Raw genomic sequence first — 22,610 nt, 5'->3', positions numbered from 1 at the left:
AAAGCTTCGCGCGCGCCAAGCAGATGGCTGAGGGGGATGGTGCGGTCGGCGACCGAGGTGCACGTTGCCTGGGGCTGACGGGCTGTGGCTGAGGTGCGTGATGCCCGGAGCTTGCGCTAGCGGTGAGTTTTTCGGGTCCAGGCGACGAAAAACTCACCAATAACGCGGCCGACCGCCCAAGGCGAGGCACCTTGTGCACCCGGAGCATCCACGTGACGCTCGCCGAGGCGGCTGGGCCGTGCTCAAGGTCCGGCGGATGGTTCACTTTGTGCACCCGTCAACCACGTGACGCCCGCCGAAGTGGTTGGCCCGTGCTCAAGGTCGGGTGGTGGGGCACTTTGTGCATCGGTCGACCACGTGATGCCGCCTTTGTGGAGTCTGGTGGGCGTTGGGTGGCCCTGACCATCCACAAAGGTGCTAGCGCAGCCGGCGAAGTGGTTGAGCCGTGCTCAAGGTGGGGTGGCGTGGTCACTTTGTGCACCGGTCAACCGCGTGACGCCGGTCGGAGTGGCTGGGCCGTGCTCAAGGTCGGGTGGTGGGGCACTTTGTGCACCGGTCGACCGCGTGATGCCGCCTTTGTGGAGCCTGGTGGGCGTTGGGTGGCCCTGACCATCCACAAAGGTGTTAGCGCACCCGGCGAAGTGGTTGAGCCGTGCTCAAGGTGGGGTGGCGGGGTCACTTTGTGCACCGGTCGACCACGGGAGGCCCGTCGAGGTGGTTGGGCGGTGCTCAAGGTGGGGGCGGGCACGTCAGCCGCGGGATGGGTGTCGGGTGGGGGAGCATGTGGGGGTGATGGGTTTGGGCGGGCGGTGTTTGCATGCTGGTACGGCGGTTGGTGGGGTGCTGGTGCTGGGTGAGCCGTTGTCGTTGTGGGGTGGGGCGGATGCGGCGACGGGGGTGATCACCGATGAGCGGCATCCGCAGTGTGGTGAGCGGTTGGGCGGGCGGGTTGTGGTGATGCCGGGGAGTCGGGGGTCGTCGTCTAGTGCGAGTGTGTTGGCTGAGATGTTGCGGGCGGGCGTTGGGCCGGCGGCGCTGGTTGTGTTGCGGGCGGATCCGATTTTGGTGATCGGGACGATGGTGGCCGAGGAGCTTTACGGGCGGGGGATTCCGATCGTGGAGGTCGCCGCGGCTGACCTGGCCGTGCTGTCGGGCTGGGAGCGTGCCACGATCACCGCGTCCGATGGGTACTGCGACCTGGCCGAGGAGTCTGAGCTTGAGCACAGGTTCTTCACGGAGGAGTTGGACGAAGGCGTGCGCAGGCTGCTGCTCGGGGAGTTCGAGCGGCGTCGGGTCGGCCGGGCCCAGTTCACATTCAATGTGGTCGACGTGCTGATGGACTTTGATGCGCAGACGGTGACGCTCGCGGGGATTCTCGTGTCCGAGGGCGAGGTTGTGCTGCCGTTAGCGGGGTTTCGGGAGCGGTTAGTGATGGAGGTTGGATGATCGAGCAGTTCACGGAGGACGACGTACTGGCGGTGCCGGCGGAGCGTGTGGTGGCGGCGATTCGGCGGGCGGGGGCTGATCCGCGGACGTTGGAGCGGAGTGCGGCGCGGTCGGGGTTTCAGGCGCCTGGTGGTGAGTTGTTGTTGATGCCGGCGGCCGATGAGCGGCTGACCGGGGTGAAGATCGCGACGATCGCGCCGGACAACCCGGACAAGGGGTTGCCGCGGGTTCAGGGCGTGTACGTGTTGTTCGACTCGAGCACGTTGACCGCCGTCGCGGTGATCGATGCGGTGGAGCTGACCGCCGTACGGACTGCTGGGGTGTCGATGGTCGGGATCGCGGCGCTCGGCGGTGCGCGTGGCCGGACGGCGATCGTGGGGACGAGCGTGCAGGCGCGGGCTCATCTGCGACTGCTGGTCGAGCTTGGGTGGTGCAAGGACTTCACCATCCACGGCCGGAGGGCTGAGGCTGTCGAGGAGCTCGCCGCTTACGGTCGATCGCTCGGCGTCGAGGCGCGCGCTGGTACGACGGCTGACCTCGAGACCGCCGGTGTGGTCATCTGCTGTACGTCGGCCTCCACGCCGGTCGTCCCTGACACGCTCGCGCCTGATGTGATTGCCGTGGCTGTCGGTTCGCACACACCAACCGCGGCCGAGCTTCCGGCTGGGCTCTTCAAGGACGCCCAGGTCGTCGTCGAGTCCAAGACGGCCGCGACCACCGAGGCCGGTGACGTGATCCAGGCGGTTGCGGCCGGGACCCTTGCCGCGGATGCGGCGGTCGAACTCGGCGCGGTGCTGCGCGGCGACGTACCGATCGATCCCACGAAAAGGCGGATCTTCAAGAGCGTCGGGATGGCCTGGCAGGACCTCGCGGTGGCGACCGCCGTTTTTGAGAGTGAGATTTCGGAAAGGGGCTAGCGAATTGGCGCACCGCGCGAGAGGGTGTCGGCATGACCGATCTGGAACGTGATGCTGCCGGCGCGTTGATCGTCGGCTTCGCCGGGACCACCGCCCCCGACAACCTGCGCCGCGCCGTCGCAGACGGTCTCGGCGCCGTCATCCTGTTCACCCGGAACGTGACCGGCCCCGAGCAGGTGCTCGCGCTCACGCAGAGCCTGCGGGCCGAGCGGCCGGACGTGATCATCGGGATCGATCACGAGGGCGGCGAGTTCAGTCACCTCGGTCCGGCGAACCCGTTTCCGCTCTCGTCGCCGCGCACGCTCGGCGATCTCGACGACGTCGACCTGACCCGGGCCTCGGCGCGGGACGCGGCCGCGACGCTCGCCTCGCTCGAGATCGACCTGATGCTCGCGCCGTCGGTCGATGTGAACAGCAACCCGGCGAACCCGATCATCTCGACGCGCTCCTTCGGTACGACGCCGGAGCTGGTCGCGCGGCAGGGGGTCGCGTTCATCGAAGGGGTGCACGACGCCGGGATCGTGCCGTGCGTGAAGCACTTCCCGGGGCACGGTGACGTGGCCACCGACTCGCATCTCGACCTGCCGCGGGTCGATCGGTCGATCGAGGCGGTGCACGCGGTCGAGCTGCTGCCGTTCAAGGCGGCGATCGCGGCCGGGGCCGAGGTCATCATGAGCGCGCACATCGTCTTCTCCGGGTACGACGACCTGCCCGCCACCCTGTCGCACCGGATCCTGACCGGATTGCTGCGCGAGGAGCTGGGCTTCGACGGGGTGATCACCACCGACGCGCTCGAGATGGGTGCGATCACCAAGAACCAGTCGATCGAGGAAGCCACGGTGGCGTCGATCCGGGCCGGTGCGGACCTCGCGATGATCGCGATCGGTGCGGCCGATCCGCAGGGTCTGACGAAGCACATTGTCGATGCCGTGGGCAACGGTTCACTGCCGGCCGAGCGGGTTGCCGACGCGGCCCGACGCGTGCGGGCGCTGGCGGCGTCATTGGCGGAGCGGAAGCGGCAGACCACGTTCGACGGCGCCGCGATCCGCGAGGTCGGCGACCGGGTTGTGGCCGGGCAGACCTTCCCCGCGCTCGGCGGGACGCCGTACGTGATCGACCTGACGCAGGGCCTGCACCCGGCGTGGCACCCGTACTTCAGCGGCCTGCCGGAGATCTTCAAGCGACTCGCTCCGGGTTCTGATGGTGTCGTTCTGCGCGACCAGCACTTGTTGTCCGAGAAGGAGGCTGCGCTCTTCGAGGATCACCCGACCGAGGACGAGCAGTCGGAGGACGCGCTGGCCAAGGCGGCCGCGGCGGCGAAGGGCCGGCCGCTGGTGATCGCCGTACAGGATGCAGGTCGTACGCCGTGGATTCGCGAGGCGCTGGAGTTCTTGCTGCAGGGGCGTCGTGATGACGTGTTCGTGGTGTGCACGGGCATTCCGGAGGACCAGGCGCTGGTCCCGGCCGGGGTGCCGTCGGCAACTACTTCGGGCCGGAACGTGATCGTGCTGGAAGCGGTCGCGCGGGCGCTCACCCGGAGCGCGTGAGCTCCAGATCAAGTGCGTGCTGCTCGACGTAGTTGAGCGCGTGGCGGACGGCGCCGACCGAAACGATCGCGTCGCCGAGTGAAGACACCGCCACGCGCGGCGGCGTACTGGTGTAGCCGGACAGCTGCTTCTCGATATCCGGGAGCAGTTGTCCAGCCGCCTCCGCCACCGCTCCACCAAGCACGACCAACTCGGGATTGACCAGAATTCCCAACGTGGCAACAACGCGAGCTGTCCGAGCCGCCAACGACTGAAGGATGCCGAGGGCAACTTCATCCCCAGAAGCGGCCGCTGCGAACACCTCCTCAGCCGTGACTTCAGGGATGTTTCGCAAGCAGGTACTGACTGCTGGGTCGGCGAGGATTGCCGTGGCTTGGTCCCGGGCGATCCGGGCGATGCCGTGGGTGTCGCCGACGCCTTCGACCAGTTTGAGGTAGAGCATTTCGCCGGCGCCGCCGCGGCTGCCGTGGAGGAGGCGGCCGGAGTCCATCAGACCGGAGCCGAAGCGTTCGCCGGCGAGGAGGACCGCGAGGTCGTCGATGCCTTGGCCTTGGCCGCGCCAGTGCTCGCCGAGGACGGCGAGGTTGGCGTCGTTCTCCAAGAGCACCGGCCAGCCGTGCAAGGAGGTGAGGCGCTGGCCGAGGTCGGTGTCGAAGCGCCGCCAGAACTCGTCGTCGACCAGGATGTTGCCGGCGCGATCGACCGGAGCAGCGACCCCGACACCCGCGGCGAGCACGTGAGAATCCGACACATCAGCAACCGCCAACGCTTCGACGACGGCCTCGGTCACCTGAGCGGTCCGCTCAGCAGGCATCTTCACTGCGGACAGCGACCGACTGGCTTTGGCCAGCGTGACACCGCGGAGGTCGGCGACCAGGACCGTCGTGCGGCCGGCGCCGATGTCGATGCCGAGGACATAACCCGCTCGGCTGTTGAATTCGAACCGCCGCGACGGGCGACCGACCGCGGTGTCGTCGCGGCCGGGGTCGAGCTCGATCACCCAGCCCATGCCGATCAGGTCGTTGCAGACGGCGTGCACGGTGGCGCGGGTGAGGCCGGTGGCCTGGATCAGGCCGGTTCCGGTCATCACTCCGGCGGTCGAGAGCACTCCCAGTAGCTTGCCCGCGTTGACGCGGCGAAGCAGCGGCGGTGTCGCCGCGGTGACCGGAGCGCTCGTCATGGTGACCCCTCTTGACCTCAGTGCAGATCCGCGCGCAGAATACTGCAGAACCTAAATTTAGAGTCTATATTAATCACAAAAGTGAGGCTTTTGGTGACCAGTACCCAGACGGCTGACCCCGACTGGTGGCGGCAGGCCGTCGTCTACCAGATCTATCCGCGCAGCTTCGCCGACTCCGACGGTGACGGTGTGGGTGACCTGCAGGGCATCCTCAGCCGGGTTCCGTACCTGATCGACCTGGGCATCGACGCGGTCTGGCTGAGCCCGTTCTACCCGTCCGCGCTGGCCGACGGCGGGTACGACGTCGACGACTACCGCAACGTGGACCCGCGGCTCGGCACCCTCGACGACTTCGGTCAGCTCGTCGAGGCGCTGCACGCGGCGAACATCAAGCTGATCGTCGACATCGTGCCGAACCACACCTCCGACCGGCATGTCTGGTTCCAGGAGGCGCTCAGTGCTCAACCCGGAGATCCGGCCCGCGAGCGCTACATCTTCCGTGACGGGGACGGCGAGCAGCCGCCTTCGGACTGGGACTCGATCTTCGGTGGTTCCGCCTGGGCTCAGACCCCGGACGGCCAGTGGTACCTGCACCTGTTCGCGGCCGAGCAGCCCGACCTGAACTGGGCCCACCCCGAGGTGCGCGACGACTTCCTGACCACGCTCCGCTTCTGGTCCGATCGTGGGGTCGACGGTTTCCGTGTCGACGTCGCCCACGCCCTGGTGAAGGACCTGACCGAGCCGTTCAAGTCGAAGACCGAGCTGCCCCGGCAGTCCGAGTCGAACGGTATTCACCCGCTGTGGGACCGGGACGACGTACACGAGATCTATCGCGAGTGGCGCACCGTGTTGAACGAGTACGACCCGCCCCGGTCGGCCGTCGCCGAGGCGTTCGTCCCCGCCGCGCGCCGGGCGCGTTATGCCAGTGCGGACGGGCTCGGGCAGGCGTTCAACTTCGATCTGCTGCAGGCCGATTGGGACTACGACAAGTTCCGTCAGGTGATCGAGGAGAACCTCGCGCTCGCCGACCAGAACGGTTCGTCGTCGACGTGGGTGTTCTCCAATCACGACGTGGTCCGGCATGCGACTCGCTACGGCCTGCCCAAGGACCCGACCGGCGGCTGGCAGGACGGCAAGGCATGGCTGCTCAGCAACGGCACCGAGCCGACGGTCGACGTCGAGCTCGGCCTGCGCCGGGCGCGCGCCGCGATCATGCTCATGCTCGCGCTCCCAGGGTCGGCGTACCTGTATCAAGGCGAAGAGCTCGGCCTGCAAGAGGTCGGCGAACTCCCCGCGGCCAACCTGCAGGACCCGGCGTACTTCCGCTCCAAGGGTGCCGAGAAGGGTCGCGACGGCTGCCGCGTCCCGATCCCGTGGACGGTCGGCGGTCTCTCCTTCGGCTTCGGGACCGGCGGTTCGCACCTGCTCCAGCCCAAGTGGTTCGGTCAGTACTCGGTGGAGGCGCAGGCCGGCGTTGCCGAGTCGACGCTCAGCCTCTACCGCAAGGCTCTCGCCGTACGGCGTGGTCTGCAGACCGCCAACGAGTTGACCTGGAACGACGGCGTCGACTGGGTGCTGCACTTCACCCGTCCCGGCGGCTGGCAGTCGATCACCAACTTCGGCGAGGCCCCGGTCGAGCTGCCCGACGACGCGGCGGTCGTGCTGTCCAGCGGTCCGCTCGAAGGCGCCAAACTCCCCGGCGACACCACCGCCTGGCTGATCTAGCCAGGTTTGCGAGGATGGGCCTCGTGAACCCGAGGCTCGCCGACGTCATCGCCGTACTCGACCGGTTGTACGACCCGTCCTGGGCTGAGTCCTGGGACGCGGTCGGACTGGTGACGGGCGATCCGGACCAGCCGGTACGGCGGGTGCTGTTCGCCGTGGACCCGATGCGCGAGGTGGTGGACGAGGCGATCGCGGGCGAGTTCGACCTGCTCGTCACCCACCACCCGCTGCTCCTCAAAGGCGTGAACAGCGTCGCCGCAACCACCCCCAAGGGTCGCGTCATCCACGACCTGATCCGCAGCAACACGGCCCTGCACGTCTGTCACACCAACGCCGACAACGCCAACCCCGGCGTCAGCGACGCCCTCGCCGCAGCCCTCGGCCTGCAAGACACCCGCCCCCTCAACCCGATGCCCGCGGACCCACTCGACAAGATCGTCGTCTTCGTCCCGCAGGAGCAGGCCGAGCACGTGCTCGACGCCCTCGCCGCAGCCGGCGCCGGCCAACTCGCCGCCTCGCCCTCACCCGGCGGGAACTACGACCGGGCGGCCTTCACCTCGTCAGGCGAGGAGACCTTCCGTCCCCTCGAGGGTGCTACTCCCGCCATCGGTCGCGTCGGTCACGTGTCGCGCGTCCCGGCGACTCGGCTGGAGATGATTCTGCCGCGGCACAAGCGTCGTGCGGTGGTGGCGGCCATGAAGGCTGCGCATCCGTATGAGGAACCGGCGTACGACGTGTATGAGCTGGCCTCGTTGCCGAGTGAACGCGGTGGCGGCCGGGTCGGCGTACTGGCGGAGCCACTCCCACTCAAGCAGTTCGCGCAGCTCGTGGCGGACAACCTCCCCAAGACACAGCACGGCGTACGGGTCGCTGGTGATCCTGACCGCCTCATCACCTCCGTCGCGGTCGTCGGGGGAGCGGGGGACTCCGAGTTCGCGAAGGTGCGCGCGGCCGGCGTCGACGCCTATGTGACCGCCGACCTAAGACACCACCCCGCCACCGAAGCGCAGGCGTACGGCGACCCCGCCCTCGTCGACGTCGCCCACTGGGCCAGCGAATGGCCGTGGCTCCAGGACGCCGACCGCCTCCTGCGGGAAAACCTGGCCGCGCAAGGCAGTACCGTAGACACTCACATCTCGACGCTCGTCACTGACGCATGGACCTTGCGGCTCTGAGCGCAAACTGAACGATCTAAGGAGCCGACTCTGAACGCCGAGCCCGCCGTCCAACGCCGTCTTTTGGACCTGCAGGATCTCGACCTGCAGCTGGATCAGGTCGCGCACAAGCGCAAATCGCTGCCGGAGCACCAGGCTCTGGTCGAGCTCCTCGCGGAGAAGTCCGTCGTCGACGGCGAGCTGGTGACCGCGGACACCGAGGTCGGGGATCTGCAGCGTGAGCAGAAGAAGGCCGACAGCGATGTCGACCAGGTCCGCCAGCGCAAGGCGCGCAACCAGCAGCGGATCGACTCCGGTCAGGTCACGTCGCCGCGCGACCTGGAGAACCTGCAGCACGAGATCGGTTCGCTGGAGCGGCGGATCTCGAACCTCGAGGACGCCGAGCTCGAGGTGATGGAGAAGCTGGAGGCGGCCGAGGTCGTGCAGACCGAGCTGCGGACCCGCGCCGAGGCGTTCGCCGGCCGGCAGACCGAGCTGGAGGCCTCGCGGGACGCGTCGCTGAAGGAGCTCGACGAGCAGCGCGCCGGGATCAACGAGAAGCGCACCGAGGTGCTGGCCGACCTGCCCGATCCGCTCGTCACGCAGTACCAGCGACTGCGTGAGCACAACGGCGGCATCGGCGCCGCGCCGCTCGTCGGCAAGCGCTGCATGGGCTGCCGGATGGAGCTCGCGCCGTCCGACCTGAACCTCATCAAGGCCGCCGCCCCGGACGCCGTACTGCGCTGTGAAGAGTGCGGCCGGATCCTGGTGCGGACGGCGGAGTCCGCGGTATGACCTATACGCACGTGATCGTCGAGGCGGACGGGGGATCCCGGGGCAACCCAGGGCCGGCCGCGTACGGCGCTCTCGTGCGCGACCCGGCGACGGGTGAGGTGATCGCGCAGGACGGCAAGACGCTCGGCGTTGCGACCAACAACGTCGCCGAGTACTCCGGTCTGATCGCCGGTCTCGAGCTCGCAGCGGAGTACGCGCCGAACGCCTCGATCGAGGTGCGGATGGACTCCAAGCTGGTCATCGAGCAGATGGCCGGCCGGTGGCAGATCAAGCACCCGGACATGAAGCCGCTGGCGGTCAAGGCGCGGAGTCTCGCGCCGTCCGGCACCAAGTGGACCTGGGTGCCGCGCGCGCAGAACTCCGCCGCCGATGCGCTCGCGAACAACGCGCTCGACGGCGTCCCGATCCCGCTGAAGCCCGAGCCGGTCAAGCCGGCCGTCGCCAAGGACGAGCGGAAGAAGAGCATGCCGGGCTGGAGTCCCGAGACCGAGCCGCCGACCCACCTGATCTTCCTGCGCCACGGTGAGACGCCGCACACCGCTGAGAAGCGCTTCTCCGGATCCACGGGCGACAACCCGGGCCTGAGTGAGACCGGCTTCGCGCAAGCGGCCGCGGCAGCCGAGTATCTGGCCCGCCAAGGAGGCGTCGACGCGGTCGTCACGTCGCCGATGGTGCGCACCCGGCAGACCGCCGAGACCGTTGCCACCCGGCTAGGGCTCGAAGCGGTGGTGGACGAGGGCTGGGTCGAGTGCTCCTTCGGTGACTGGGATGGCTACACGTTCGCCGAGGTCCAGGAGAAGTGGCCCGATCAGCTCAACGACTGGCTGGAGTCGACCACGGTCACGCCGCCCGGCGGCGAATCGTTCGACACCTGCGCCCGGCGCGCTCGCTCGGCGCGGGACGGCCTGCTCGCCCGCTACCCGGGCAAGACGGTCGTCGTGGTCACCCACGTCACGCCTATCAAGCTGATGGTTCGCTCCGTTCTGCAGGCCCCGATGGCCTCGATCTTCCGGATGGAGCTCCGCCCGGCCACCATCACCGAGGTCCACTGGTATGCCGACGGCCTCGCCTCACTGAAGTCCTTCAACGTGGTCCCCTAGTCTGACCCCATGCCATTGCAGAAGGTTCGGTTCGCCGACGAGGTGCCGGAGATCTTCCGGTCGTCGATGCAGGACATCCGCCGGGAGCTCGACGTACCGGCGGAGTTCCCGCCCGAGGTGGTCGCTGCCGCGGTCAAGGCCGGTACGGCGCCGCGGTTGCCGGCGCTTGATCGGACCGAACTCGAGTTCGTGACGATCGATCCGCCGGACTCGATGGACCTCGACCAGGCTCTGCACATCGAGCGCGCGGGCGACGGCTACGTCGTTCACTACGCGATTGCCGATGTCGCCGCGTTCGTCGAGTACGGCGACCCGATCGACGCCGAAACCCGTCGTCGCGGCGTCACGCTCTACGCGCCGGACAAGCGCACCCCGCTGCACCCGCCGGAGCTGTCTGAGGGTGCAGCGTCGCTGTTGCCCGACCAGGTGCGTCCTGCGTTGCTGTGGACGATCCCGCTCGACGCCCGCGGCGAGAGCACCGGCGTCACCTGCGAACGCGCACTGGTGAAGTCGCGCGCCAAGCTGAACTACGCCGGCGTACAGAAGGACCTCGATGCCGGTACGGCGTCCGAATCGCTCCAGCTGCTTCGTGAGGTCGGCAAGCTGCGTGAGCAGCTCGAGCTCGAGCGCGGTGGCGTGAATCTGCCGATCCCGGATCAAGAGGTCGTGACGAACGACGGCTCCTGGAGTCTCGAGTTCCGTGCACCGCTCCCGGTCGAGGGCTGGAACGCGCAGATCTCGCTCCTCACCGGGATGGCTGCGGCCGACCTGATGATCAAGGGCAAGATCGGCATCCTGCGGACCCTGCCCGAGGCTCGTGATGACCTGCGCAACAAGCTGGGCCACACCGCGAAGGCTCTCGGCATCGACTGGCCGCGCGAGACGACGTACGCGCAATTCATCCACGGACTCGACCCGAAGGTGCCGGCGCATGCAGCGATGCTCGCGGCCTGCACGGTGCTGTTCCGCGGCGCCGGGTACGTGACGTTCAACGGGAGTGTGCCGGAGCATCCGCAGCACGCCGCGATGAAGGCCGAGTACGCCCACGTCACCGCGCCGCTGCGCCGGTTGATCGACCGCTGGGCCGGAGAGATCTGCCTCGCGCTGTCGGCTGGCACCGAGGTGCCCGCCTGGGTCCGCGAGTCGATGGACGAGCTACCGAAGATCATGGAAGAGGCCGACCGTCGCGCCAACGCCTACGAACGCGCGATCGTCGGCATGGTCGAGGCCGGTCTCATGAAGGATCAGGTCGGGGCCGAGTTCGACGGCGTGATCACCGACATCGACGACCGCGAACCCAACCGCGGCATCGTCGTTCTCTCCGCACATGCGGTCGAGGGACGCGTCACCGGTACGGCGAACCTCCCGCTCGGCAAGGCGGTCCGGGTGAAGCTGGTCGAGGCCGACATCGTCAAGCGCAGTGTCACCTTCGAGCTAGTCAGCTAGATAGGCGTCGACCGCGGCGGTCGTGCGATCCAGGTCGCCGGTCGCCAGCAGGTCGATCAACGCACCCCGCAACATCGCCAGTACGCCGGTACGACGCGCCTCCGCGGCCGGCGTACCGGGGTCCGGCTGGCTCGCCTTGAGAAGTTCGAGCCAGTCCTCGACGGTTGATCGGCCGAACTCCGCCCACGGGCCGTCAGGGGCGACCAGCGAGCGGCCGTAGGCCTCGACCCAGAAGGCCATCAGCGGCCGGCGTTCCGGGGCGGCCAGCCACGTCCACAGTTCGCGTGCGACCACGGTCAGGCCGGGCGGTACGTCGTACCGGCTGTTGAGCTGTTGGAGCAGTTCGAGCTCGTCGGTGCGGGCGCGGGTGAGGAGCGCGCGGATCAGGCCGTCCTTGCTGCCGAACAGGAAGAGCAGCACCCGCGGGCTGGAACCGATCGCGGTGGCGAGCGGGCGCAGCGAGAGATCGGCCAGGCCGTGCGTGAGCGAGTACTCGTAGGCACGCTCCAGCAGTTCCTGTTCTCGCGCAGACGGCGGCATGCGCTTAGTATGGACTACTGAAACAGTCGTGTCAGTAGATTGGGGTTCTGGTGATCAGGAAGTTGGGACAGCCGGGGGATCTGGGCTGGGTGGTGCAGTCGCATGCGGAGACCTATGCGGCTGAATACGGCTGGGGGTTCGCGTACGAGACGCTGATCGCGCAGATCGTCGCGGCGTACGCGACCGAGCACGACGACCGCCGCGAGGCGGCCTGGATCGCGGAGGTGGACGGCGAACGCGTCGGCAGCATCTTCTGCGTCCGCAGGCCCGACGAGGCGACCGCGAAACTACGACTGCTGTTGCTGACTCCGGCCGCGCGCGGTCGCGGCCTCGGCGCCGAACTCGTCGACACCTGCCTCGCGTTCGCCCGCGAGGCCGGCTACAAGCGGATGGTGCTCTGGACGAACGCGCCGCTAGTGGCCGCGCGTCACATCTACCTGGCGCGCGGCTTCCGCCTCACCAGCTCCGAGACGCACGACAGTTGGGGCGACCCGGTCGTTGGTCAGAACTACGAACTCGACCTCTAGGAAGCGCAGGCGGGGGCGCCGGGCGCTGGGGTGTTGCGGAGCGCGTGCGAGAGGAACGTGCTGACGTAGCCGTTCTCGAGGGTGAGAGCGCGACGGCGGTCGATGGTGCCGAGCGGGAGGTACCTCCGTAGCGGCCAGGCCAGGTAGTAGGCGCCGTAGTCGGTGAAGTTGAAGTGGCGGGTGCCGGGGATCGTCGCGCACCACGAGGTGTTGGTGCTTGCCTTGAGCAACGACAAAGCGCGGGCACGATCAGTGTCATTCTTGGCGTCCGGTCCGCAGACGCTGGTGATGCACGAGTCGTCGGCACCGAGCAGCATGATCGGTGCCTGGACACCCTTCTTCACGACCTCGCCGTACTGGCTGCCGTCGATGTCGATCGCGGCCGCGCACCGCGCATCGGTCCGGCACGCCTCCAGCGAAGCGGCCCCGCCGAACGAATGGCCGACGTACGACGTCCCGAACGCAGTGTCGACGCTGTCCGGCAGCTCCTTGGCCACCTGCGTTGCCGCGAACCGCGCGTCGGCGGCCCAGGTGTTGACGAGATGGTCACCCGCTTCGATCGCGCCGGGCGAGTTGTCGCCGAGGTTTGATGGATTCGCGGCCGGCATGCTCGAGATGGTTCGGCCGTCGAGGACGGTGAGATTCGCGCTGTACGTCGGTGTTACGCCCGCGACCAGATAACCGTGACTCGCGAGGTCCTCGGCGAGGGCGGCGTACATCGGCGCGGAGAACCCCATCCCCGGCAACAGAACCACCACCGGGAACCGCCCAGGCGCGACCGCCGCGTGATCGAGCGCCGGGTCATGCAGGCTGTCGAGCGGCCCTTCCAGGATCGACACCGGCGCCTTCAACTGCAGTCCGGTCCATTGTCCCGGCGCATAAGCAACCTTGCGGCCGGTCACTCCCTTGGCCACCGGGTACCAGACGAACACGCTCAGCTTCCGCGGCCCAGCGACGTACGGGTCCTTCCGTGCCGTGTCAGTCCACTCGAACGTCTGCCGCCCCACCTGCAGTTGCCCAGTCGGCGTAGGCAACGACACCGGCGCCGACCGCTGCACCAACACCCAGCCGACATACCCACCGCCACCAACAACCACCAGCAACACCAAAATCACGATGCCGGTCCGCATCTTCCGCAACCCCCTGCGAGCCATCTGTCAGATCCAGGGGAGGGCGGAGCGTTCGGTCCAGTACTCGTCGGGTTGCTGGACGAACTCGGCCAGGGGGCCGTCGGTGCGGGAGGCGAGGTTGCTTTCGAGCTGTTCGGCGGTGGTGGCGCCGCTCAGTACGACGTCCGCCCACGGCTGGGCGAGCGCCGTACCGATCGCGAGGGAGTCGGGGGCGACGCCGTGTTTGCGGGCGAAGACGTTGAAGGGCGTCTCGCCCGCCTTGGCGGTGAGCCGGCCGTTGGCGACAGCCTCCTTGACGACCACGAACCAACCGGCGTCGTGTGCTTGGGCGAGGGCAGCGCCGGCTGAGGTCTCCAGAACGTTCCAGGTGGACTGGACCGCTGTGAACGGGCCGTCGAGTTCCAGCGCCTTACGCAACGCGGCCGCTTGATGCGGTCCACTCGTCGACAAACCGACCCGTACGCCGGTGTCCGCGAGCTCGCGGAGGCGGTCGAGCAACTTGGTATCGGCGAGTGCTGGGCTGTCGGTCGTCAGGCTGTGCACGAGATAGAAGTCCGGTGCACCACCCAACGCCTGCAGGGTCTCGGGCCACTGCCGCTCGAACGTCGCGAGCGCGTGATCCTTCACCTCGTGCGTCTCGGCGTTGTGCTGCCAGTCCGCGACATACGTGTAGCCCCACTTGGAGCCGATGGTCAGCTGGGCCCGGCGTTCCGGCGTCAGCCACTCACCGAGGAACTCTTCGGCAAGCCCGTACGAACGCGCGGCATCGAAGTAGCGAACACCCGCACGCCACGCCTGCTCGAGCAGCTCGTGCGTGCGTTGGCGCAGATCCTCAACGGCCCTTCCGGTCGGCAGATCGTCGTCGTGACCCAGGTTGATGTAGCCAGGCCTGCCGAGGGCTGCCAGGCCTAGACCGATACGCGCGCTCATGCCTTTGATCCTAGGGCGTGGCTGGCAATTCCACGCCTACTGCGCTGCGCTCAGCACGGCACCTCGCCGCACTGGAGGAAAGACCACGATGGAAAAGCATCGAGGCCTCCCCTCCAGCACGCCGATGCACCGCACCGAGCACATGCTCGCTACGGCGTGGAATCACCAACCGCACCCTAGATGTCTGCGGCAACAACTCGGGAGACGCGCCGCATTGCCCGACATGAGTTGCGGAACGTCGTCTAGCGTTTTGTGGTGTGAGTGAATCTCGGTTGCCACCTCCAGGTACCGTCGTCCGCCGGACGACGGCTCGTGTGCTGCCGGTGCGCCCGGACGGCAAAGTGCTGCTCCTGCACGGCTGGGATCCGCTGAAACCCGACGTTCCGTACTGGTTCACGATCGGCGGCGGGGTCGAGGCCGGCGAGACGATCGTGGCGGCCGCGTGCCGGGAACTGCGCGAGGAGGTCGGCATCGTGCTGCCGAAGGACGCGCTCGGGACGCCGGTGGCGACCAACACGATCGAGTTCGAGTGGGGCGGCTGCCGGATCATCCAGACGCAGACGTTCTTCGCGGTCGCGGTCGATGCGGTCGACGTCACGTTCGCGAACCAGGAGGAGCTGGAGCTGCAGACGATCAGCGCGCACGGCTGGTGGTGGGGCGACGACCTCGAGGCGACCGGCCAGGCCGCGCACGTCACGATCCCCGGGTTGCTCCGCGAGGCCACCGACACGATCACGCTGCGGCGCGCCTCCTGAACCGGTAGTTACCGGGAGCGCGCCTCCTTCAGCACCTTCTTCGGGACCTTCTTGTCGACCTTGTAGTGCACCCGGTCGAGCCGCTCCGCGCAGCCGGCATCAGCCAGCCGCTTCAGGACCACCGGGCATTTCTTGCACCTCGGCTTGTCCTTGCAGCATTTCTTCTTCGCGGTCATCTCCGGCACGAGGCGAGCGTAGGTGAGGCAACCCTTACTGTCTACCTGAACCAGCAGCAATCGTGTCGTAGGTCACCTGAGCTGTTCGCTGAGGAGCGCTCGCGCTTCCACCAGCGAGGGTCCGTACCAGGTCAGATGCCGCCCTGAGACACACTTCGCCGGCTGCCGGAATGCCTCCGGCCCGTCGTCGGGTGCAAACGCATAAGGCTCGTCCGGCAACACCGCGACGTCGTACGGCGGCAATGTTTCGGGGTCGAACCGGGGATAGCGTTCGGCCGAATCCGCGAACACGTTGTCGATGCCGATTCGGGTCAGCAGATCACCCGCGAACGTGTCCCGCCCCAATGCCATCCACGGCCGCCGCCAGATCGGTATGACGGCACTCCGGCGCGGACCGTCGTACGACGTACTCCACACCGAACGCGCAGCACGTAGCCACGCCGGGATGTCGTCGGTGATCGCGAGCAGCATCTCTTCGAGTTGATCGAGTGCTTCGTCGACAGTGCTCGGTGATGTCATCCACACGGTGATGCCGCGAGCACGCAACGCGTCGAGATCGACCGCGCGATTCTCTTCGGCGTTCGCGATCACGAGGTCCGGAGCGAGTACTTCGATGCGTTCGAGATCGGGGTTCTTCGTGCCGCGAACACGCACCACATCGAGGTCCGCGGGGTGTGTGCACCAGTCCGTCGCACCGACGAGAAGGTGTGCGTGCGTGACCGCGATCGACTCCGTCAACGACGGCACAAGACTGACCACGCGCATCACTTCAACACTCCGTCTGCTGTATCGGTTCGAGGCCGTTGCCCACGACAACACTGTGCCAAACGGCCGTTCGACACGAGTTTTGTGCGCGTGTCGTCAAGAATTTATTCACGCCCTGCGGTGTCACCGGCGTGCGGTGGAATCCCTTCTGCACAACGCTTTTCGGAAATTCCGCGATCGTTTCTCCGCCGGTCGCCTTGACCTCAAGGTGTTTCGGGTGCTTTACGAAGCCACAAAGTGTTGTCATCATCAGGAACGACGAGGAATCCACCGTGGTTTTCCTCAGCCGCACAAGGAGGCAGAAGTGCCAGCCACGAAGGCAGCCGCAGGGAAGGCGACAGCCAAGAAGGCTTCTCCCGCCAAGAAGACTGTCGCGAAGAAGACCACCGCCGCGAAGACGACGACCGCGCGGAAGGTTACAGCGAAGAAGACAGTCGCCAAGAAGGTGAGTGCGGCAAAGAAGACCGCCGCCAAGAAGACGGTGGCGAAGAAGGCCCCGGCGAAGAAGGCCACCACCGCGAAGAAGACTGTCGCGAAGAAGGCTCCGGCCAAGAAGGTCGTGGCCAAGAAGGCGCCGGCGAAGAAGACCGTAGCCAAGAAGACCGTGGCGAAGAAGGCCCCGGCCAAGAAGGTCGCCGCGAAGAAGACTGTCGCCAAGAAGACGGTCGCGAAGAAGGCTCCGGCCAAGAAGGTCGCCGCCAAGAAGACCGTGGCCAAGAAGGCGCCGGCCAAGAAGGTCGCCGCCAAGAAGGCCCCGGCTCGCAAGGTCGCGGCGAAGAAGGCCCCGGCCCGCAAGGTCGCGGCGAAGAAGGCGCCGGCCAAGAAGACCGTCGCCAAGAAGGCTCCGGCCCGCAAGGTCGCAGCTCGCAAGGCACCGGCGCGCAAGGCTCCGGCCCGTAAGGTCGCCGCGCGCTGATTTACCAACCGAAAGGGCCCCGTCAGATCTGATCTGACGGGGCCCTTCAGGTGTTTCGGTCAGTCCTCGTCCTGGTCCTGCTTGTCCCAGGCCTCATTGCGTTCCTGGGCTATTTCCAACGCCCGGGCCGCTTCTTCGGGGGAACTGTAGGGACCGAGCCGGTCACCGGACTTGGCGCCCTGGTACGGCTCGACCTGGCCGGTCTTGGTGTTGTAGTACCACTCGTTGCTGTGATCGTCGCTGTTCGGCATGACCACCTCCCGGGGTTCTTGGCGTCGCTCACTAAGATGTTCCCACCATGTCGATCCTTACTCCCGGCACCATCTCGCCGCGCCGCGAAGTTCCTGCCGCCATTCCGCGTCCCGAATACGTCGGCAAGCCCGCCCCGACGCCGTACGACGGCTCCTACGTCACGTCGCCGGACCTGATCGAGAAGATGCGGGTGGCGAGCAAACTCGCCGCACAAGCGCTGCAGGCGGTCGGTGACGCCGCGAAGCCGGGTGTGACGACCGACGAGCTCGATGTCGTCGGCCACGAATACCTGGTCGAGCGCGGTGCGTACCCGTCGACGCTGGGCTACCGCGGCTATCCGAAGTCGTTGTGCACCTCGGTGAACGAGGTGATCTGCCACGGCATCCCGGACGACCGTCCGCTCGAGGACGGCGACATCCTCAACGTCGACATCACCGCGTTCCTCGACGGCGTGCACGGCGACACCAACGCGACGTTCCTGGTCGGCGACGTCGACGAGGAGAGCCGCCTGCTGGTCGAGCGCACGCACGAGGCGCTGATGCGCGGCATCAAGGCCGTGAAGCCCGGTCGCCAGGTCAGCATCATCGGCCGCGTCATCGAGTCCTACGCCAAGCGCTTCGGGTACGGCGTCGTCCGCGACTTCACGGGTCACGGAATCGCGACGTCGTTCCACTCCGGTCTGATCATTCCGCACTACGACGACGAGCGGTTCGACGACGTCATCGAGCCCGGCATGACGTTCACCATCGAGCCGATGCTGACGCTCGGCACGTACGACTACGACCTGTGGGATGACGGCTGGACCGCCACCACCAAAGACAAGTCCCGTACGGCGCAGTTCGAGCACACCCTCGTCGTGACCGACACCGGCGCCGAGATCCTCACCTTGCCGTGAACATCACGCCGTACGAGCAATCGCATCTGTCCGGCGTCGTCGCGTTGTGCGAGGCCGAGGGCTGGTCGAGCTTCGGTGCGGACCTCGACCGTGCGCACGCGACGCTGACCGCGCCGGGTGTGACGAGCGTGGTGGCGCTCGACGGCGAGCTGGTGATCGGGTTCGCGTACCTGTTGAGCGACGGCCACATCGCGTCGTACCTGTCGATGATGGCCACGCACGTGGACTACCGCCGCAAGGGCGTGGGGCGCGCGCTCATCGAGTTCGCGCACCCCCTCACCGGTGCTCAACGCATCGATCTCATCACCGACACCGCCGAGGACTTCTACAAGTCCTACGAGCACCACCGCACGTTCTCAGGCTTCCGCATCTACCCGTAGCCGACAACCCCTCAGCTGTCACTCTGCCGCGTGAACGAGGGTGCGGACCAGGCGAACGCTGTGACCGTCTCGTGTACTGCGCGGGCTGTTCGACATCAACTCGATGTACGAGGGCGAAGGCAGATGATGGTGGGCAGCTGAGCCGCTGGCTCTGCGAAAATTGTCGATCAGCGGGGATCTACTGCCTCTGAGAGGCAGTAGATCCACACAAAGGCTTGGTGGCTAGCTGGTGACGCCAACGACGCGGTAGTAGCCCAAGGGGGTTGTGTAGTCGACGTCGGTGTAGCCGATGTCCAGAGTCGGGTTCAAGGCCGAGTACATCCGCCCATCACCGGCGTAGTAGCCGACATGGCCGTCGTAGAAGATCAGGTCCCCGGTCTGTAGCTCACCGCGGCTGACCTTGATGGCATCGCGGCTGTGGAGATTGCTCAGATCCGAGTTGTTGTCGCTGGCGGCCGACGACGCCCAGCTGTGCTGCTGCGCCGACGACATACGCGACCAGTTGGGAAAGTTCGCTACGCGGTTGTAGGTGAAGTGAACGAGGCCGGAGCAGTCGAACGTGTTGGGGCCGGCCGTATTCAGGACGTAGGACTTGTCGCTCTGGCTGAGCGCGTCCGCGTAAGCAAGTCGGCTGAAGTTGTAGATCTTCCGCACGACCGAGCATTCCGCCGTCTCGGCGTCCGCGCCGTTTCTGACCGAGATCTCGAGGTGGTTGAACTGGGCGATACCGGCCGGGTCCCAGCTGTCGACACCGCTGGCGGAGCTGCCCTTACCGCCGCTGAGCGTGAACGCCTTTGCGCCGTCCGGGAAGACCCAGCTCGCGCCGGCGCCGGACGGGTCCCTGGCCACCATCTTGATCACCGGTGATTCGCGGTCCGCGCCCGAGTCGGTCAGTTCCCAGTGCACCCTGGCGGAGCGGGTGCCCTCCCACGTGACCTGGATGACGGCGCGAGCACCCGGGCAGGCCACCGGGATCTCGAGGCTCGGGTTGCTGATCGGTGCGGCCGCGGCCGGGGAGGCCACGACGAGGCCGGCGGCAAGGAATGCCAGCGCCGCGAGCAGTATCGCCGGAACTGATCGACGCGGTCGGATTGGTCTGTTGGTGAACATTCGCTTCTCCCTGGTTCGACCGTCGGTTGAGCGGTCAGCAGGGACCCTAGGAGCCGGCGTGCTCGCGTCGCTGCCCGTAGCTCGCCCGTACCTGCGGGTCAGCGGTTGGAGGAGGCGGCGATGAAGGCGGCCAGGTCGGCGGATTGCTGGACGCGGGACTCGTCGTGGACGTACATCATGTGGCCGGCGGCGTAGTACTTGACCTCGATGTTGCCGGTCAGTTCGCGCGGGATCTGCAGGCGCGCGAGGGTGTGCTCGGTGGCGAAGTACGGGGTGGCGCCGTCGTAGTGGCCGGAGGCAACGTGCACCTTCAGGTGCGGGTTGGTGCGGAGGGCCTCGGCGAGCTTGTCGGCGACGGTGATCTGCTGGCCCTCGAACTCCTTGTAGGACCAGTTCTTCGCGGCTTCCCAGCTGAGCGTCTCGTACGGCAGGTCGTTCTCGTAGCCGAGCTCGGCGCGGACGTAGTGGTTCAGGGCCGCGCTGTAGGGCCCGATGATCGCGGCGAACGAAGGATCGTTGCCGGTCGCATCGATCGCGTAGTCGGCCTCCCAGCCGGTGAAGCGGCCGTCCAGGCGACCGACGGTACGGCGCTGTGAACGGAGCAGCTCGGTGTAGAAGCGCTGGTGCTCGATCCGCAGGTTGACGCGGTCGATGTAGTCCTCGCTCAGCCCGGTCAGCGCGGCGATCCGGCCGATCACCTCGGCGCGGAAGTCGTCGGGGATACGGTTGCCCTGGGCAAGCGCATTCGGATAGCGGCCGGCCGCGAACCGCTCGGCGTCGGCGAGCAGCTCCTCGAGCGTCCGGTCCGGGATCAGGCCGTGGTAGTGCGCGATCGCGGCGTACGTGGGGAGGAACAGCGTGTACGGCAGGTCGTTGCCGGGCGTGAAGTCGAGGGTGCCGAACTCCAGCACGGCCGAGATCAGCATCACGCCGTTCAGGTACATCCCGTACCGCGTCTGCAGATGGGCGGCCAGTCCGGCGGCGCGCGTCGTACCGTAGGACTCACCGGCGAGGAACTTCGGCGAGATCCATCGCCCGTTCCGCGAGGTCCACAGCCGGATCACTTCACCCACGGACTCCAGGTCGCGCGTGAAGCCGTGGTACTCACCCGGCTTCTCACCCTCCGCGGCCCGCGAGTACCCGGTCGAGATCGGGTCGATGAAGACCAGGTCGCTGTGCAGCAGCAGGCTCTCGTCGTTGTCCACCAGCCGGTACGGCGGTGCTGCCACCGAACCGGCGTCACCCGAGACGACGCGGCGCGGACCGAGCAGCCCGAGGTGCAGCCAGATGCTCGAGGACCCCGGCCCACCGTTGAACGCGAACGTGACGGGCCGGTCGGCCGCCTCGGCGTCGTCCAGCGTGTAGGCGGTCACGAACACCTCCGCCTTCGGCTGGTGCCCGTCGAACTTGCCGTCGGTCAGCACCTCCTCCCGCAGCACGATCCGCCCGGTGGTCGCGGTGTACTTCAGCTCGCGCCCGCCGATGGTCAGCGTGTGCCGGGTCGCCACCAGATCGTCCACCGGCGCCGCCGGCTTCTTGTCCTGAGAGGCCAGCTTGGTCTCTTCGGTGGTCGCCTTGGTGCTCTCGTCCGTCGCCATGCCCAGCACCCTAGATCACCCCCGAACCGGATTTCCCCCCCATCCGCCCCCACCCCGCGGCCCGCGCCACCACTGGTGGCACGGGAAGGGCTATTGGGGCGTGAGACAGGCTGTGAGGGCCGGGGACCCCGTGGCACAGGTCTCCGGCCCCCACTTGCTGTCTCCAGCCACCACTGGTGGCACGGGCGGGTTCGTTTGCTGGCTAGCTCAGGGTGAAGCTGTCGATGTCGAACAGCGAACCTGACCCGCCACTGAAGGTGAGGAAGAGCGGACCTGTACCTGGGGTGAGGGTGGTTGAGACGGTCTGGAAGTTCTCCCAACCGCCAGTGACCGGTACGGCGACTGTGCCGAGCACTGGTCCAGTCGCTGAGCCGGAGCGGACGCGGATCGTTCCACCCGCGCCACCCGACGAGATCCGGGCACTGAACGACGTCTTGCCGGCTGTGTTCACCTGCGCGTATCCAGCCCAGTCACCGTTGTCGATGTAGCCGAGTGTCCGACCACCGCTGGCTCCGTTGTGTGCAGCCACCTGAACGCCGGACTGTGACGTGAACGCCTCACCCTCGATCTGGGTGACTGGAGGCGTCGACCCGGCACCAGCGGCGTACTGGATCCCACCGAGCAGGTGCTGCCGGAACACCGGGTCGGAGTACGACTCGATGGTGTGCCCGAAACCGGTGTAGAACGAGCGGCCGGAGCCCTGCGCGTGGTACCAGGCGATCGGATGATCACCCATGTTGCCGCCGGTGTAGGTCGACTCGTCCAAGTTGATCAGCACGTGCACGTTCGGGCGCGGGTTGGTGCGGTAGTTGTACAGCTCGTCGGTCCGCACCCACGTCGTACCGAGGTGTGCGGTCGACGGATGGGTGCGGTCCTCGACACGCGCGGTCACCTGCTGGATCGCGGGGTGACTGTGGAACCACGCGCCACACAGCTGCCCGTAGTACGGCCAGTCGTACTCCGTGTCCGCGGCCGCGTGGACGCCGACGTACCCACCGCCGCCGTTGACGTACGACTCGAAGGCCGCCTGCTGAGTGTCGTTCAGAATGTCGCCCGTCGTGCTCAAGAAGATCACTGCCTTGTACGCCGCCAACGACGACGTGGTGAACACGTTGCTGTCCTCGCTCGCGGTGACGGTGAATCCGTTCGCGGCGCCGAGGTCCCGGATCGCCTGGATGCCGGCCGGGATCGAGTCATGCCGGAATCCGGCCGTCTTGCTGAACACCAGCACCTGGTACGGCGCCCCGAACGCGGGGAGGTTGTTCAGGCCGGCGACCACGAGTCCACCGGCGATCAGTGCGGTACGTCGCGTGAAAGTAGTCATGG

At 67.2% G+C, this 22,610-nt stretch carries 23 protein-coding genes; 13 read left to right on the top strand and 10 right to left on the bottom strand.

What is annotated here, in order from left to right; genetic code table 11:
* Nucleotides 1–792 precede the first annotated feature (792 nt).
* Genes ACFVWG_RS38410 through ACFVWG_RS38400 form a run of 3 tightly spaced genes read left to right on the top strand, consistent with a single transcriptional unit; the run spans nucleotide 793 to nucleotide 3,910 of the window.
* Nucleotides 793–1,446, top strand: coding sequence for an aconitase X swivel domain-containing protein (locus ACFVWG_RS38410; protein ID WP_391548432.1), 654 nt, complete (start codon nucleotides 793–795; stop codon nucleotides 1,444–1,446).
* Entirely contained in the window at nucleotides 1,443–2,363 is a 921-nt protein-coding gene (locus ACFVWG_RS38405) for an ornithine cyclodeaminase family protein (RefSeq protein ID WP_391548428.1), read from the top strand. The genes ACFVWG_RS38410 and ACFVWG_RS38405 overlap by 4 nt, the downstream gene beginning before the upstream one ends.
* 32 nt (nucleotides 2,364–2,395) lie before the next feature.
* Entirely contained in the window at nucleotides 2,396–3,910 is a 1,515-nt protein-coding gene (locus tag ACFVWG_RS38400) for a glycoside hydrolase family 3 N-terminal domain-containing protein (RefSeq protein WP_391548427.1), read from the top strand.
* Here the strand turns inward: ACFVWG_RS38400 and ACFVWG_RS38395 are convergent.
* Nucleotides 3,894–5,090, bottom strand: coding sequence for an ROK family protein (locus ACFVWG_RS38395; RefSeq protein ID WP_391548426.1), 1,197 nt, complete (start codon nucleotides 5,088–5,090; stop codon nucleotides 3,894–3,896). The two genes, ACFVWG_RS38400 and ACFVWG_RS38395, sit on opposite strands and share 17 nt — an antisense overlap.
* Before the next feature lie 93 nt (nucleotides 5,091–5,183).
* Here ACFVWG_RS38395 and ACFVWG_RS38390 point away from each other — a divergent pair, with 93 nt between their 5' ends.
* From ACFVWG_RS38390 to ACFVWG_RS38370, 5 genes are all read left to right on the top strand, one after another.
* Complete coding sequence (locus tag ACFVWG_RS38390) at nucleotides 5,184–6,815, top strand: glycoside hydrolase family 13 protein (protein ID WP_391548425.1); 1,632 nt, start codon at nucleotides 5,184–5,186, stop codon at nucleotides 6,813–6,815.
* Between the two features lie 23 nt (nucleotides 6,816–6,838).
* Complete coding sequence (locus ACFVWG_RS38385) at nucleotides 6,839–7,990, top strand: Nif3-like dinuclear metal center hexameric protein (RefSeq protein WP_391548424.1); 1,152 nt, start codon at nucleotides 6,839–6,841, stop codon at nucleotides 7,988–7,990.
* 63 nt (nucleotides 7,991–8,053) lie between these two features.
* Complete coding sequence (locus tag ACFVWG_RS38380; RefSeq protein ID WP_391548423.1) at nucleotides 8,054–8,764, top strand: zinc ribbon domain-containing protein; 711 nt, start codon at nucleotides 8,054–8,056, stop codon at nucleotides 8,762–8,764.
* A complete protein-coding gene (locus tag ACFVWG_RS38375) occupies nucleotides 8,761–9,864 on the top strand; it encodes a bifunctional RNase H/acid phosphatase (protein ID WP_391548422.1) in 1,104 nt (367 codons plus the stop codon). The genes ACFVWG_RS38380 and ACFVWG_RS38375 overlap by 4 nt, the downstream gene beginning before the upstream one ends.
* 9 nt (nucleotides 9,865–9,873) lie before the next feature.
* Nucleotides 9,874–11,310 carry an RNB domain-containing ribonuclease gene (locus ACFVWG_RS38370; protein ID WP_391548421.1) on the top strand — a complete coding sequence of 479 codons (1,437 nt, stop codon included), beginning with the start codon at nucleotides 9,874–9,876 and terminating at the stop codon, nucleotides 11,308–11,310.
* Here the strand turns inward: ACFVWG_RS38370 and ACFVWG_RS38365 are convergent.
* Nucleotides 11,299–11,850, bottom strand: coding sequence for a TetR/AcrR family transcriptional regulator (locus tag ACFVWG_RS38365; protein WP_391548420.1), 552 nt, complete (start codon nucleotides 11,848–11,850; stop codon nucleotides 11,299–11,301). The two genes, ACFVWG_RS38370 and ACFVWG_RS38365, sit on opposite strands and share 12 nt — an antisense overlap.
* A gap of 50 nt (nucleotides 11,851–11,900) precedes the next feature.
* Between ACFVWG_RS38365 and ACFVWG_RS38360 the strand changes: the two genes are divergently transcribed.
* Nucleotides 11,901–12,377, top strand: coding sequence for a GNAT family N-acetyltransferase (locus ACFVWG_RS38360; protein WP_391548419.1), 477 nt, complete (start codon nucleotides 11,901–11,903; stop codon nucleotides 12,375–12,377).
* On the opposite strand, the gene ACFVWG_RS38355 is transcribed toward ACFVWG_RS38360, so the two are convergent.
* Nucleotides 12,374–13,531, bottom strand: a complete 1,158-nt coding sequence (locus ACFVWG_RS38355) for an alpha/beta hydrolase family protein (RefSeq protein WP_391548418.1) — start codon at nucleotides 13,529–13,531, stop codon at nucleotides 12,374–12,376. The two genes, ACFVWG_RS38360 and ACFVWG_RS38355, sit on opposite strands and share 4 nt — an antisense overlap.
* 3 nt (nucleotides 13,532–13,534) lie before the next feature.
* Nucleotides 13,535–14,437 (bottom strand): aldo/keto reductase, encoded by a 903-nt coding sequence (locus ACFVWG_RS38350; RefSeq protein WP_391548417.1) that lies wholly within the window; start codon nucleotides 14,435–14,437, stop codon nucleotides 13,535–13,537.
* Between the two features lie 257 nt (nucleotides 14,438–14,694).
* On the opposite strand from ACFVWG_RS38350, the gene ACFVWG_RS38345 reads away from it, so the two are divergent.
* Nucleotides 14,695–15,192: an NUDIX hydrolase gene (locus ACFVWG_RS38345; protein ID WP_391548416.1), complete on the top strand. Its 498-nt coding sequence runs from the start codon at nucleotides 14,695–14,697 to the stop codon at nucleotides 15,190–15,192.
* 8 nt (nucleotides 15,193–15,200) lie between these two features.
* Here the strand turns inward: ACFVWG_RS38345 and ACFVWG_RS38340 are convergent, their stop codons facing one another.
* Both ACFVWG_RS38340 and ACFVWG_RS38335 read right to left on the bottom strand, forming a co-directional pair.
* Entirely contained in the window at nucleotides 15,201–15,377 is a 177-nt protein-coding gene (locus ACFVWG_RS38340) for a hypothetical protein (RefSeq protein ID WP_165952739.1), read from the bottom strand.
* Between the two features lie 63 nt (nucleotides 15,378–15,440).
* Nucleotides 15,441–16,133, bottom strand: a complete 693-nt coding sequence (locus ACFVWG_RS38335) for a helical backbone metal receptor (RefSeq protein WP_391548415.1) — start codon at nucleotides 16,131–16,133, stop codon at nucleotides 15,441–15,443.
* A 304-nt stretch (nucleotides 16,134–16,437) separates the two neighbouring features.
* On the opposite strand from ACFVWG_RS38335, the gene ACFVWG_RS38330 reads away from it, so the two are divergent.
* Nucleotides 16,438–17,049, top strand: coding sequence for a histone H1-like repetitive region-containing protein (locus ACFVWG_RS38330; RefSeq protein WP_391548414.1), 612 nt, complete (start codon nucleotides 16,438–16,440; stop codon nucleotides 17,047–17,049).
* A gap of 59 nt (nucleotides 17,050–17,108) precedes the next feature.
* Here ACFVWG_RS38330 and ACFVWG_RS38325 read toward each other — a convergent pair whose 3' ends face one another.
* Complete coding sequence (locus ACFVWG_RS38325) at nucleotides 17,109–17,300, bottom strand: hypothetical protein (RefSeq protein WP_391548413.1); 192 nt, start codon at nucleotides 17,298–17,300, stop codon at nucleotides 17,109–17,111.
* Between the two features lie 47 nt (nucleotides 17,301–17,347).
* On the opposite strand from ACFVWG_RS38325, the gene map reads away from it, so the two are divergent.
* Both map and ACFVWG_RS38315 read left to right on the top strand, forming a co-directional pair.
* Nucleotides 17,348–18,196: a type I methionyl aminopeptidase gene (map, locus tag ACFVWG_RS38320; RefSeq protein WP_391548412.1), complete on the top strand. Its 849-nt coding sequence runs from the start codon at nucleotides 17,348–17,350 to the stop codon at nucleotides 18,194–18,196.
* A complete protein-coding gene (locus tag ACFVWG_RS38315; protein WP_391548411.1) occupies nucleotides 18,193–18,576 on the top strand; it encodes a GNAT family N-acetyltransferase in 384 nt (127 codons plus the stop codon). The genes map and ACFVWG_RS38315 overlap by 4 nt, the downstream gene beginning before the upstream one ends.
* Nucleotides 18,577–18,798: 222 nt before the next feature.
* Here the strand turns inward: ACFVWG_RS38315 and ACFVWG_RS38310 are convergent, their stop codons facing one another.
* The 3 genes from ACFVWG_RS38310 to ACFVWG_RS38300 form a co-directional block, all read right to left on the bottom strand.
* On the bottom strand, nucleotides 18,799–19,686 hold the full coding sequence (locus tag ACFVWG_RS38310; protein WP_391548410.1) for an NlpC/P60 family protein: 888 nt from the start codon (nucleotides 19,684–19,686) through the stop codon (nucleotides 18,799–18,801).
* 98 nt (nucleotides 19,687–19,784) lie between these two features.
* Nucleotides 19,785–21,284: a S10 family peptidase gene (locus ACFVWG_RS38305; protein ID WP_391548409.1), complete on the bottom strand. Its 1,500-nt coding sequence runs from the start codon at nucleotides 21,282–21,284 to the stop codon at nucleotides 19,785–19,787.
* Between the two features lie 202 nt (nucleotides 21,285–21,486).
* A complete protein-coding gene (locus tag ACFVWG_RS38300) occupies nucleotides 21,487–22,608 on the bottom strand; it encodes a ThuA domain-containing protein (protein ID WP_391548408.1) in 1,122 nt (373 codons plus the stop codon).
* Nucleotides 22,609–22,610: the final 2 nt, after the last annotated feature.

This window comes from Kribbella sp. NPDC058245 (assembly GCF_042882005.1).
Taxonomy (GTDB): Bacteria; Actinomycetota; Actinomycetes; order Propionibacteriales; family Kribbellaceae; genus Kribbella.
The sequence above is the reverse complement of the archived record's forward strand: the minus strand, read 5'-3'. Positions and strand labels throughout refer to the sequence as shown.